General features: G+C 72.8%; 7 protein-coding genes and 1 riboswitch. Of the genes, 1 reads left to right on the top strand and 6 read right to left on the bottom strand.

Annotated features, from left to right (window positions below):
* Position 1 precedes the first annotated feature (1 nt).
* The 4 genes from metE to A8711_RS12600 all read right to left on the bottom strand — a co-directional run bounded on the left by metE (position 2) and on the right by A8711_RS12600 (position 7,629).
* Entirely contained in the window at positions 2–2,251 is a 2,250-nt protein-coding gene (gene metE / locus A8711_RS12615; RefSeq protein WP_043322884.1) for a 5-methyltetrahydropteroyltriglutamate--homocysteine S-methyltransferase, read from the bottom strand.
* A 115-nt stretch (positions 2,252–2,366) separates the two neighbouring features.
* A riboswitch (cobalamin riboswitch) is annotated at positions 2,367–2,586 on the bottom strand.
* Between the two features lie 111 nt (positions 2,587–2,697).
* The gene (locus A8711_RS12610) at positions 2,698–4,290 is read right to left on the bottom strand and encodes a beta-1,3-glucanase family protein (protein WP_043322876.1); all 1,593 of its coding nucleotides are present in this window, start codon (positions 4,288–4,290) and stop codon (positions 2,698–2,700) included.
* Positions 4,291–4,392: 102 nt separating this feature from the next.
* Positions 4,393–6,933, bottom strand: a complete 2,541-nt coding sequence (gene mgtA, locus A8711_RS12605) for a magnesium-translocating P-type ATPase (RefSeq protein ID WP_069088302.1) — start codon at positions 6,931–6,933, stop codon at positions 4,393–4,395.
* Positions 6,934–6,972: 39 nt separating this feature from the next.
* Positions 6,973–7,629 carry a DedA family protein gene (locus A8711_RS12600; protein ID WP_051610836.1) on the bottom strand — a complete coding sequence of 219 codons (657 nt, stop codon included), beginning with the start codon at positions 7,627–7,629 and terminating at the stop codon, positions 6,973–6,975.
* Between the two features lie 119 nt (positions 7,630–7,748).
* Here A8711_RS12600 and A8711_RS12595 point away from each other — a divergent pair, with 119 nt between their 5' ends.
* A complete protein-coding gene (locus tag A8711_RS12595) occupies positions 7,749–10,088 on the top strand; it encodes a lysylphosphatidylglycerol synthase domain-containing protein (protein ID WP_069088301.1) in 2,340 nt (779 codons plus the stop codon).
* 92 nt (positions 10,089–10,180) lie between these two features.
* Here the strand turns inward: A8711_RS12595 and A8711_RS12590 are convergent, their stop codons facing one another.
* Positions 10,181–11,896 carry a tetratricopeptide repeat protein gene (locus tag A8711_RS12590; RefSeq protein WP_233514680.1) on the bottom strand — a complete coding sequence of 572 codons (1,716 nt, stop codon included), beginning with the start codon at positions 11,894–11,896 and terminating at the stop codon, positions 10,181–10,183.
* 227 nt (positions 11,897–12,123) lie between these two features.
* On the bottom strand, positions 12,124–13,281 hold the full coding sequence (locus tag A8711_RS12585) for an alkane 1-monooxygenase (protein ID WP_069088299.1): 1,158 nt from the start codon (positions 13,279–13,281) through the stop codon (positions 12,124–12,126).
* Positions 13,282–13,284: the final 3 nt, after the last annotated feature.

The following is a 13,284-nucleotide window of genomic DNA, read 5'->3' as shown; positions in this document are numbered from 1 at the left end:
ATCAGTTTCCGCGCAGCTCGGCCGCGGCGGCGACCAGGTGCTGGAGGGACGCCTCGACCTCGGGATAGCCGCGCGTCTTGAGGCCGCAGTCGGGGTTCACCCACAGCCGCTCGGCCGGCACCGCGGCCACGGCCCGGCGCAGCGCGCCGACGACCTCGTCGTGGGACGGCACCCGGGGTGAGTGGATGTCCCAGACGCCGGGCCCCACACCCCGGCGGTATCCGAGAGCGGCGAGGTCGTCGAGGACCTCCATCCGGGAGCGGGATGCCTCGATGCTCGTGACGTCGGCGTCGAGGGCGTCGATGGCCGTGATCACCTCCCCGAACTCCGAGTAGCACAGGTGGGTGTGGATCTGGGTGTCGTCGGCGACTCCGCAGGTGGCCAGGCGGAACGCCCCGACTGCCCAGTCCAGGTACGCCTTCTGGTCCGCCCTGCGCAGTGGCAGCGTCTCACGCAGCGCCGGCTCGTCGACCTGGATGACCCGGATACCGGCTGCCTCGAGATCACGGCACTCGTCGCGCAGGGCGAGCGCGACCTGGTCCGCGGTGTCTGCCAGTGGCTGGTCGCTGCGGACGAACGACCAGGCCAGGATCGTGACCGGGCCGGTGAGCATGCCCTTGACCGGCCGGTCGGTCAGCGACTGCGCGTAGGTGGACCAGTTGACGGTCATCGGCGCCCTGCGTGCCACGTCGCCGTAGATGACGGGCGGACGCACGCATCGGGAGCCGTAGGACTGGACCCAGCCGTGTTCGGTGGCGGCGAACCCGTCCAGCTGCTCGCCGAAGTACTGGACCATGTCGTTTCGTTCCGGCTCGCCGTGCACGAGCACGTCCAGGCCCAGCCGCTCCTGGAGCCGGACGACGTGCTCGACCTCGGCGCGCATCCGCTGCGTGTAGGCGGCGTCGTCGAGACGCCCGGCCCGGTGCTCGGCACGCGCGCGGCGCAGCTCGTCGGTCTGCGGGAACGATCCGATGGTCGTGGTCGGGAGGGGCGGCAGGTTCAGCCGGGCCTGCTGTGCCGCCGCACGCTCCGGGTACGCGCCGCGCTGCCGATCCGTGGCGCGCAGCGCGGCGAGCCGACCGCGTACGGTGTCGTCGCGCCAGGCGGCAGGGGTGGGCGGCAGCGGCTCGGGCAGGGACGTGGTGCCGTTGCGCAGCGCGCGGCCGAGCCGGACGACCTCATCGACCTTCTGCCGGGCGAAGGCGAGCCGCTGACGCAGCGCCGGGTCGAGAGCGGTCTCGGCGGACAGGTCCTCCGGCACGTGCAGCAGCGAGCACGAGGTGGACACGGCGACGTGGTCGGCGAGGGCGGTGACGGCGGCACCGGCCGCCACGGCGGCCCGCAGGTCGGTACGCCAGACGTTGCGGCCGTCGACGAGGCCGGCCACGATCGTCTTGCCGCGCAGCGGTCCCGCACCGGCCAGCCGCCGCAGGTTGCCGGGCCCGGCCACCAGATCCACGCCGACCGCTTCGACCGGCGTGTCGAGCAGGGCGGGCAGCGCGTCACCGAGCTCGCCGAAATAGGTGGCGACGAAGATCGCCGGCCGCTGTTCCACCGCGCCGAGCCGGGTGTACGCCTCCCGCAGCGCGTCGATCTCGGCGGCGCTCCGGTCGGCGACGTAGGCGGGTTCGTCCAGCTGCACCCATCGCACGCCCGCCGCGGCGAGGGATCGCAGGATGCTGGCGTACACGTCGACCAGGTCGGTCAGCCGGTCGAACGGTTCGCCGCCCGCCTCGGTGGGCTTGGCCAGCAGCAGGAATGTGGCCGGCCCGACCAGCACCGGGCGGCTGTCGATTCCCAGCTCGCGGGCCTCGCGGTACTCGCGCAGCGCCTTGTCGGGATTCGCCGCGAAGGTGGTGTCGGAGCCGATCTCGGGAACCAGATAGTGGTAGTTGGTGTCGAACCACTTCGTCAGTTCGAGCGCCGGCTCGGCATCGACGCCCCGGGCCATGGCGAAATAGGTGCCGAGGTCGCCGAGGCCGAGACGGGCGAACCGGCGCGGGATCGCGCCGACGGCGACGGCCGTGTCCAGCACGTGGTCGTAGTAGGAGAACGTGTTGGACGGGATCGCGTCCAGGCGCGCGTCGCGTAGCGTCCGCCACACCTTCGCCCGTAGCGCGGCAGAGGTCGCCGCCAACTCCTCGGCGTCGATCCGGCCCGCCCAGTAGGCCTCGACGGCCCTCTTGAGTTGCCGGTTGCCCCCGATACGCGGATAGCCCAGCACGGTGCTCTGACCGAATGCGGTACTCATGGAGATCCCTTCCCTCGAAGCACACGAGGCCGATCGAGGCGGGGAGGGAAGGGGTACAGACGGCGTACCGGCTTCCGCACCGGCCGTCCCGAGCGACCGTCGGCGGCGCACACCGGACGGTGCGCGCGGTGCGGGCAGGTCTTCGGACTCGCGGGCGCGACCGGATCCACCCGGTCACCTACTGGCCGTCGCTTCCCAGACCTCACGGTCCAGTGCTTCGATGACGGCTGTCGTTCCCACTCACCGCTGCGGGGCAGTCCCGGACTCACACCGGGTTCCCTCTTACGACGCCACACCCTTCACGGGCACGGCGAACCAGCACCGTTGTCCATCGTATGGGGCGGTGAGCCGACGTGGTCGGCGCGTCCGTCCTGCGGGACGGCGAGCCGTCGCGGCGGGTGGCGGGAGCGACTCGCGGTCGCCCCCGCCCCCCGTCGCAGGGCCGGTCAGCCCTTGCGCCACTTCTGGCCGGCCGTGCCCGTGCAGTCCCAGAGCTGGAGCCTCGCGCCGTCGTTGCCGTTCCGGTCCTTGATGTCGACGCACTTGTCGGCCTGAAGGTTGACCAGGTCCCCGGCCGAGTTCAGGGTGAACTGCTGGGCGCCGGTGCCGTTGCAGGTGTAGAGCTGCACCACCGCCCCGTTGGCGGTGGACCCGGCGTCGACGTCCATGCACTTGTTGTTCTGGCTCTTCAGCGCCGTGCCGCTGAACGTCCACTTCTGCGCGTTGGTGTTGTTGCAGTTCCACATCTGCAGCGGCGCGCGGTCGACGAAGTTGGAGCTCGGCACGTCGATGCATTTGTTGTTCCAGTTGCTGACCACGGGCACCCCGGTGGCCGGGTTGCCGCCCCCACCTCCGGTGAACGGGCTGAGGATCAGTCCGGCCGAACGGGGGTCGCCGTCGTGCACCAGTGACTCGAATCCGCCGACGTCGTCGAAGGCGAACGCGTACGCCCGACCGTCGGTCATGTTGGCGTGGATCAGGCGGGCGTACTGGTTGGTGGGGTTGCTGCGGTAGAAGTCGGCGGCGTTCGTGCTGGGCTGGGTGTCGATGGTGCCGAGCGTGCCTCGGTTGAGGGCCGCGCAGAGCGTGCGCGAGATCGGGCCGACCACCTGGTCGTTCGGCGCGGGCAGGTCGCCGTCGCATCCCCAGACGCTGGCCGAGGAGGGCCGGTTGAAGGAGGCGACCACCTGGCCGCTGCCGTTTGTGAAGGTCATGGTGTTGCCCGAGGTACGGCCGTAGTACCGGATGGCCGGCTGGTCGGCGAAGGGCGCCACGGTCAGCGTCTTCGTGGTGTACGCGTTCCACGCGGAGGCGATGTAGGAGTCCAGGTAGGTGGTGCTCAGCAGGCCGGCCCCGGCCGCCTTCCCCGGGGCCAGGACGCGCAGCACGGTCCCGTCGGAGCGGGTGTGGACGGTGTTGGCCCAGCCCGGCTGCGCCCGGATGCCGTCGATGACCGCGTTGCGTCCGTTGGCCACCACGTCGCCGGTGCGCTTGGTGACGCCGTTGGCGCCGGTCACCGTGACCGCGTGCGGGATCGCGAACATGTCGACCTGGGAGCTGTTGAGCCACAGCCCGGAGTCGTTGTAGGTGAACTCGCTCCAGTCGAAGAGGATGTCGCGGTTCGCGTCACCGGCCGCCCAGGGCGCGGGCTGCACCAGCCCGTCCGGGGTGAGGAAGAACTTCAGCTTCTGCCCGAGGGCGAAGTAGGCCCGGCCGGAGAAGCCCCGGGGGAACTGGATCGTGGTGCTACCGCCGTTGCCGGGGCCCGGTATGGAGACGTCCGGCGCGGGCGACGGCGGGATCTGCCCGCCGCTCCACGGCACGAAGGCGCCACCGGCGGTGACGTAGCCGAGCCGGCCGGAGGAGAGCTGGACGCCGATGACGTAGAGGTAGACCGGGTCGGTGCGACCGGTGGTGTTGGTGACGGTGACGGGTAGCAACGCCGGTCCGACCGCGTGGGCGGGCGTGGCGACGACGGTGCCCGCGAGCCCGGCGAGCAGTGCGGACGCGGCGGCGAGCAGCTTTCTTCGAAGACGCATGGCGACACCTCGCTGGAGACAGGGACGGGAGAGCGCTCTCTCAGCAGGGTCCAATTGTTAATTTTGTTTGTCAATAGGCGATCACCGATGGACGCCAGACCGTCACGGGCGGGGCACCCGCCGTGCAGCGGTCGGGTCCGGCGGGACGACGTGCTTGGCGGTCTCGTTGGTGGCGACGTTGACCAGGGTGACCGCGGCGAGGGCCGCCAGCACCACCGGCGGGAGCGCGGCGAGTCCGAGTGGCGCGGACAGTGGGCTGAAGGGCAGCGCGACGGTGACCGTGATGAGCAACAGTCCGGTGCCGGCGAGCGCGGCGGAGGGGCGGCTGCGCAGGAAACTCCGATTGGAGCGCAGCACCAGCAGCGCGATGATCTCGGTGGCGGTGAACTGGACGAACCAGGCGGCGCGGAAGACGTCGGTCGACACGTGCCACCACCAGCGCAGGGCGCCGAGTACGAGGAGGTCCACGGCGATGCTGATCGAGCCGTACACCAGCATGAACCTGCGGATGGTCCGGACGTCGACGGTACGCGGATGCTGGATCTGCTCGGGATCGGCGTAGTCGGTGGACAGGGTGGTGTAGGGGATGTCGGAGAGGAAGTTGAGCAGCAGGACCTGACGGGGCAGCAGCGGCAGGAAGGGCAGCAGGAGCGCGGCGATGCTCATGCTGACGACGTTGCCGAAGGACGCGCTGGTGTTGACCCGGATGTACTTCAAGGTGTTGGTGAACGTGCGGCGGCCGAGGCGGATGCCGTCGGCGATCACGTCGAGGTTCTTGTCGAGCAGCACGATCGCCGCGGCCTGTTTGGCGACGTCGACAGCGGTGTCGACGGAGATGCCGACGTCGGCGGCGTGCAGCGCGGGAGCATCGTTGATGCCGTCGCCGAGAAACCCGACGACGTCGCCGCGTTGGCGCAGCGCGGTCAGGATGCGTTCCTTCTGCAGCGGGTCCACCTCGGCGAACACGGTGACGTCGGCGATCCGCTCCGGCAACTGGTCGTCGGGGCAGGCGGCGAGGTCGGCGCCGACGAGCGGTTCGCCGGCTAGGTCGACGCTGGCGGCGACGTGCCGGGCGGCGTGCCGGTTGTCGCCGGTGACCAGTCGGACCGTGACGCCCATGTCAGCGAGCCGGCGGATGGCGGCGGCGGCGTCTGCGCGGGGTGGGTCCTGGAAGGCGAGCAGCCCGACCAGCGTCATCTCCCGTTCGTCGGCGACGGCGACGGCGGTGGCGCCGGGCATGGCTCGCACGGCGAGGCCCAGCACCCGGTCGCCCTGGTCGCTGAGCGCGGCGAACCGTCGCAGGACCCGCTCGCGTACCTCGTCCAGCGGTACCGTGCCCGCGGCGGTGCGTGCGGTGGCGCAGACGTCGAGCACCGCGCGTAGCGCACCCTTGGTGACCAGGATCGGCTCGTCTCCGTCGCGCACCAGCAGGGACAGGCGCTGGCGGGTGAAGTCGTAGGGCGCCTCGGCGATGCGGGTGCCCGGGTCGGCGGGTGGTTGCCCCCTCATGATCGCCGTGTCGACAGGGTTGGGAAATCCACGCTGGAGGCCGGCGTTGAGCCTCGCGAGCCGGGCCACCTCGGCGTCCGGCTCACCGTCGACCGAGATGCAGCCGGTGAGGGTGACCGTGCCGGCGGTGAGGGTGCCGGTCTTGTCGGTCAGCAGCACGGTCATGGCGCCGAAGTCCTCGATGACCTCGAGGCGCTTGACGATGACCCGGTGCGCGGCCATCGCACGGGCGCCGGCGGAGAGGCTGACCGCGACGATCGCCGGCAGCATCTGCGGGGTCAGCCCGACGGCGAGGGCGAGCGAGAACAGCAGGGAGTCGATGACCGGGCGGTGCAGCAGCAGGTTGGCGACGAAGATGCCGACCAGCAGGACCACCATGATCCGCACGAGCAGCAGTCCGAAGCGGGTCAGCCCGCGTTGGAAGCCGGTGCTGGCGGGGCGGGAGGCGACCCGGCGGGACACCGCTCCGAAGGTGCTGTCGCGGCCGGTGCGCATCACCACCGCGCGCGCGGTGCCGCTGGCCACGTGCGTACCCATCCACAGCGCGTTGCCGCGCGCGGTCAGCTCCGCGTCCGGCGGCGACGGGTCGTCCGACTTGGGTACGGGGAACGACTCACCGGTAAGCACCGCCTGGTCGACCTGCAGACGTTCCGCCTGAACGATCCGGCAGTCCGCCGGGACGACGTCCCCGGCGCGCAGCACCACGAGGTCGCCGACGACGACCTCCTCGACCGGTACGGACACCTCACGCCCGTCGCGGATCACCTCGGTGTCCACCCGGACCCGGGCCTGCAACGCGTCGACGGCCCGCCCGGCGGCGTGTTCCTGCCAGAAGCCGAGGCCACCGCTGGCCGCGACGATGGCCAGGATGATGGTGCCGTCGATCAGATCCCCGACGGCCATCGACAGCAGGGTCGCGGCAATCAGGATCAGGATGATCGGGCTGGTGAACTGCGACAGCAGGAGCCGCCAGCCCCGCCTGGCGCCCGCGTCGACCCGGTTGGGCCCGTGCTCGCGCAGCAGGGCGGCGGCGCGTTCACCGGTGAGCCCGGCCGTGGAGGCTCCGGCGGCGGCCACGGCCTGCGGCAGCGGCCCGGCCCAGAACGCCGCGCGCCCGTCGTCTGCTCGCCCCACTGCGCACTCCGCGGTCGCCGGCCACCCCCACGAGTGACGCTACCGATCCGCCCCACCGCGCGCGGGTGATTGGCCTGCCCGCTCACCGTCGGCCGGTTCGCGCCGTGCCCTCTGCCACGCCCGCAGCGCCACGCCGACGCCGATCAGGGCCAGCAGCGCCCACTCCCCGATGCCCAGTTCCCGTTCCAGATAGCGGTAGGAGGCGGCGCCCAGGTAGCCCAGCAGCGCCACGGCCGCTGCCCACACCAGGCCGCCGGCCAGGTTCGCCCGCAGGAACACCGGCCACCGCATCCCACCGGCGCCGGCGATCATGGGAACCACGGCGCGCAGCACCGCCACCCAGCGTCCGATGAGCACCGCCCACGCCCCGCGGCGGGCGACCAGGCGGCGGGCCCGCGCGATGTCGAGGCGCCGGCGCAGCACTCGCGGGGCGCGGGCGAGCACACCCGCGCCGTACCGGCGGCCGAGGGCGTACCCGGCCTGGTCACCGAGACAGGCCCCGGCCGCCCCGGCGGCCACCACCGCCCACAGCGGCAGCGCGCCACCGTGGGCCACCAGCCCGCCGATCAGGATCGCTGTCTCACCCGGTACGACCAGCCCGAGCAGCGTCGAGGACTCCAGGGCCGGCAGGACGATCACCAGGGTCAGGACGAGCAGCGGCGGCAGCCCCACGAGCACCGCCAGGATCCTGTCCACCCGATGATTGTCGCCCCGGAGAGTGGCCGGTGAGAGAGAAGCGCCTCCCGCGGGCGGACGAACCGTAGGGTTCGGGTCGACGGCAGGGACGGTGCCGGACGAGGGGCGGCCGAGGACCGGTGGGAGCGCGTACGCATCGCCCGTCGCCGGCGTTGCTGGTCAGCCTGACCGTCTCGGCGTGCCTTCTGGCGGCGCTCAGCGCCGCCGTACGCAGCCACCGGGTGCCTCGCTGGGAGCAGGACCTGTTCACCCTGCTCAACCACCTTCCGGCCGGGCTGACCCCGGTCCTGGTCCTGGTCATGCAGCTCGGCTCGTACCCGGCGGTGTTCGTCGCCGCCGCAGCAGCCGTCATCGCACGCCGCATCGGCGCCGCGTGGACTCTCCTGCTGGCCGGGAATCTGGCGTACTGGCTCGCGACAGCCGTCAAGGCCGCGGTCGCCCGGCAGCGGCCCGCGGCGCTGTTCACCGACGTGGTCCTGCGCGAGACGATCACCGGACGCCTCGGGTACCCGTCGGGACACGTCGCGGTCGCCACCGCCCTGGCGCTCGTCGCCGCGCGGGCCGGCGGCCCCCGGTGGCGCCGCGCCGCCTGGGTGGTGATCGGGCTGGTCGCCGTCGCGCGGATCCACGTCGGAGCGCATCTGCCGATCGATGTGGCCGGCGGTGTCCTCGTCGGCTGGCTCGCGGTGTGTCTGGCCCGACTCGTGGTCGGCGAGGTCGGGCCGCAACGGTCGGTGCCCGCACTGCGGGCGACGCTGCGGCGGCGCGGGATCGAGGTGGCATGGTTGGCGCCGATCCACGGCGACGCCCGTGGCTCGCAGCCGTGGCAGGCGGTCACCACCGGCGGGCGGCGACTGTTCGTCAAGGTGACCGGTGGCGAGCAACGCGACGCGGACTGGGTCTACAAGCTCTACCGGCGGATGCGCTACCGCCACGTGGCCGACGCGCCGCCGTACCTGAGCGCACGGCAGCAGAGCGAACACGAGACCTGTCTGACCCTGCTCGCCGCGCGTGCCGGCGTGCGGATACCGGCCGTCGTCACGACCGCCGCCGCGCCCGGCGGCGACGCCGTGCTGGTGCAGGAGTTCATCGACGCCGCCCCGCTGGACGCCGTCGTCGGGCCGGTCCCGCTTGCCGCCGTACGCGACGCCTGGGACCAGGTGGCGCGTCTGCACCGGGTGGGCATCGCGCACCGGGACCTGCGGGCCGCGAATGTGCTCGTCGGCCGGGACCACGTCTACCTGGTGGACCTGGGCTTCGGCGCCGACGACGCCTCGGCCGAGCAGCGGGCCCGCGACGTCGTCGAGCTGATGGTCGCCCTGGCCGGCCGGGTCGACCCGGCCGGCGTGGTCGATGCGGCGATCGACCGCCTGGGTGTCGCGGCGGTCGCGGACAGCGTGCCGTTCCTGCAACCCGCGGTGCTGTCCCGCGCCGGCCGGACCGCCCTGCGCGCCCGGCCCGGCATGCTCGACAGCCTTCGCCAGGAGATCCTGCGACGCAGCCCGGACCGCGACCGCCCGGCGGCGAAGGTGGTCCGGATCAGCCGCCGCACCGTCCTGGAGCTGCTGGTCCTGGGGTTGGTCGTGCACCTGCTGCTCCCCCAGCTCGGCGAGATCCGCACCGCCCTGGGGCTGATCGTGCACGCCAACCCGGTAGCGGTCGCCGCGACGCTGCTCGGCTCCGCTCTGACCTACCTGCTCAGCGGTCTCGTGCTCCGGTTGGCCACGGCCGGCCGGGTCCCGCTGGGCGAGGCCACCCTGGTGCAGGTGGCCGCGTCGTTCGCCAACCGGCTGGCGCCCGGCAGCCTCGGCGGCGCCGCGCTCAGCCTGCGTTACCTGCACCAGAAGGGACTCGTCGCCGCTGACGCGGGCACCGCCGTGGCCGTCTCCCGCGCCGCCGGCGTGGTGTCCGTCGTGCTGCTGCTGCCGGTGCTGCTGCCGTTCGCACGCCAGCCCGCCCGCATCCTCACCCACGACGCGGCCAGGGCACTGCCGCTGCTACTGGGCGCCCTGGCCGTGCTGCTGGTCCTCGCCGGCGTGCTCGCCGTACCCCGGGTCCGGCGGCGTGGACGCGCCGCGGCCGGCCAGGTCGTGACCGCGCTGCGCGAACTGCGCCACCAGCACGGGCTGCGGTGGCTCGTCGCCGCGTCGACGGCGCTCACCCTCACCTATGGCCTCTGTCTCTACGTCGCGCTGATCGCCGCCGGCCTGGTCCCGCTGGCCCACCTGCCCCCGGTGATCCTGGTCTGCCTCGTCGGCGAGGGTGTCTCGTCCGCCGCGCCCACCCCCGGCGGGCTCGGCGCCACCGAAGCCGCGCTCGTCTCCGGTCTGCTGCTCTACGGAGTGCCACTGGACGCCGCCGTCGCGGGCACCCTGATCTACCGTCTCGCGACGTTCTGGCTCCCGGTACCGCCGGGATATCTGGCCTTCCGGCTCCTGACCCGGCGCCGGCTGCTGTGAACGCCGGCGACGGCGGGCGATCGTGGGCGAGGCCGGAGCGGCAGTGGCGATCCGCGCGTCTTCGGCCGTCTCCCGAGCTACGCCCGGCCGGGTCAGCCAGCCAGCGCCCGGCGACAGCGGGCGAGTTCCGCGCGCAGATCCCGGCGCAGGGCCCGGTCCAGGCCGGGCTGGGCGAGCGCATGGGCGAAGTCGCGGGCCGCCTCGTCCCACCGGCCCAGCCGGGTCAGGGCCGTGCCCCGGTTGTAGCGCGGCACGGGGGCCTCCGACAGCGCCACCGCCCGGTTCAGGTCGGCGAGCGCGGCGGCCACGTCGCCGCGCTCGAACCGGGCGGCGGCCCGGTTCGTCCACGCCTCCACCAGCCCGGGGTCCCCGCTCAGGGCCCGGGTGAGCAGTTCGTCGGCCTCGGCGGGCCGGCCGCGCTCGGCGAGAACCAGGCCCAGGGTGCACAGCAGCGCGGGCTCGTGCGGAGCGCCGGCCAGCCCGGCCCGTGCGCCGGCCTCGGCGGCGTCGAGCTCGCCGCGCTCCACGTGCAGGTTGACCAGGGCGATCCGGGCGTCGAGGTGCCCGGGTTCGATGGCGAGCACCCGCTCCAGGTCGGCGCGCGCTCGCTCGGGGCGGCCCCGCTCCTGGTGGAGCACGGCCCGGTTGTAGTACGCCTCGGGCAGGTGCGGTCCCAGCCGGATGGCGGCGTCGTAGTCCCTGATCGCGGCCCGGGTCCGGCCCGCCGCCCGGTAGAGGGCGGCGCGGTCCACGTAGTACTCGCAGTTGTCCGGGTCGTGCGCGATCACGGTGTCCAGGTCGGCCAACGCCCGCGCCGGGTCGCCCAGCGCGAGGTGAACCTGCGCCCGGTTGTGGCGCAGCCGGGCCAGGTCCTGCGGGCGTTCGCCGGGCCCGAGAGCGGCCGTCAGCCGGGCCAGTCCGTCGTCGACGAGCCGCAGCGCGCGGTCGGGCCGGCCGGCCCGGCTGTCCAGCAGCGCCAGGCCCTGCTCGTAGAAGACCGTCGACAACAGCCGCTGGCGTGGGTCGGCCAGCTCGGCGGCGAGGTACAGCGCCCGCTCCAGCCACTGCCGGGCCAGCGCCGGGTCCTGCTCGGCCACCGGCAGGTGCCGGGCGTGCAGCATGGCGGTGGCGTACGCCGCCGACATCGTGATCTTCGGATCGTCGGTGACGGCCCGCGCCTCGTCGTAGAGGTCGAGCGCCTCGGCGGCCCGGTTCAGGGCTGCCAGGGCGGTGGCCAGGCCGGTGGTGAACGCCCACCAGTGCCGCAGGTCGCCGTCGGGGGTGACCGTCGCCCGCCCGCGCCGGGCGACCCGGGCCGCGTGGTGGTAGTAGCCGCGGGCCAGGCTGTCGCCCAGGGCCCGCCGCAGCGCCTGCGGGGTGCGCCCGTCGGGCGCCGGGTCGGGGGCGCCCTCGTCGCGCAGGTCGAGGCGCACCGGGGAAGGCCCGAGCCGGCGGGCCAGCGCGTCCAGCAGCTCGGTGGTCGTCTCGTCGGCGCTGGCGACGTGATCGAACCGGACGGTCACCGGCCGCCGGAGCGTGCCGGCCCAGGCCGCCACCAGCTCCGCCGCGCCGTAGGCAAGGCAGGCGGTACGGCGGGCGGGGTGGAAGCGGATCGGCTCCTCCTCGGCGGCCGGCCGGGCCGCCGGATCGAGCCGGGGGGCGATCGCGCGCAGTTCGACCGCGTGCCGGGCCGCCAGGCGGGGCCGGTCGGCGGCGACCCGACCCAGAAAGACCGAGACCCCGGCGTACGGCCCGTGGTCGCGGTGGCAGTCGTAACGTTCCGGCCCGCCGGTCACCGCAGGGCCCACCGCCGCAGGGGCGGGCGCCCGGAAGCGCCCGCCGGACCGGCAGTTACCAGCACCACTCGATCCACAGCCGGCGTGCGCCCGACACCAGGCGGAGCGCAGAAGTGCGACGGATGGTCATTCTCCTCATAGGAACCTCCGATGTGATCCACCTCAGGACTGGCCCAGAGCGTAATCCCGGTCGATGCAAATAAGAAGGGTGCTCGCAATTCGCGGCGCAGGGCCGAGGTCTAGTAGCGGCGCCGCAGTCGGGCCTCGGCGCGGGGGTTGCGATTGGCGAGGTTCAGGTCGCCGCCGTAGTGCGCCAGAACCCGTGGGTTCATCACCCGGTACCACAGCGGCGGAACGAGAGCGAGCAACACCATCGAGGCGTAGCCTCCGGGCAGCCGCGGCGAGACGTCGAAGCTGCGCAGCGTCTGGTAGCGGCGCAGCGGGTTGGCGTGGTGGTCGCTGTGGCGTTGCAGCTGGAAGAGGAACACGTTGGTGACGACGCGGTCGCTGTTCCAGCTGTGCCGTGGGTCGACCTTCTCGAAGCGGCCGGTGGCCGTGCGCCGGCGGCACAGTCCGTAATGCTCGAGATAGTTGACCGCTTCCAGCAGCGAGAAGCCGACGATCGCCTGTAGGAGCAGGAAGGGCACGAGCCGCCACCCGAACACCGCGATCAGCAGGGCGAAGAGCACGACGGTCATGAGCCCGGCGTTGAGCAGGTTGTTGCGCAGCGTCCACGGACTCTTGCGCCGCAGCCGGAAGCGGCCGATCTCCAGCCGCCACGCCGAGATGAGGCTGCCCCAGACCGTACGTGGCCAGAACGAGTAGAAGCTCTCCCCCAGCCTGGCGCTGGCCGGATCCTCCGGTGTGGCGACACGGACATGGTGTCCGCGGTTGTGCTCGACGTAGAAGTGGCCGTACCCGGTGGGCGCGAGCGCGATCTTCGACATCCACCGCTCGACCGTTTCGCGCTTGTGGCCGAGCTCGTGTGCGGTGTTGATGGCCAGTCCGTTGACGATTCCGATGGTGGCGACCAGGCCGGCGGCGCCGGCGAGACCGAGGCCGCCACGCGTCCAGACCCATGCTCCGAGCAGCAGGGCGGCGTACTGCGCCGGCAGGAACAGGAACGTGATCCAGCGGTAGTAACGGACCTCCTGCAACCGCCGGGCGACGTCGTCGGGCGGGTTCTCCCCGTCGTCACCGAGCAGCACGTCGATGACCGGGATGAGTCCGAAGACCACCGCCGGGGTGAGCCACCAGGCAGCGGGTCCCGCGCCGGCCTGCCACAACGCGTACGCCAGGAACGGCAGCACCGGCACGAGAAGAGCCAGTGGCCACAGGTGCTTCTTGCCGTCATGCCAACCGGCGGCGACCGCTGGAGCATCGATCGAGGTCTGCATGTG

The organism is Micromonospora sp. II (assembly GCF_001709195.1).
Classification (GTDB): Bacteria; Actinomycetota; Actinomycetes; order Mycobacteriales; family Micromonosporaceae; genus Micromonospora; species Micromonospora chalcea.
The sequence above is the reverse complement of the archived record's forward strand: the minus strand, read 5'-3'. Positions and strand labels throughout refer to the sequence as shown.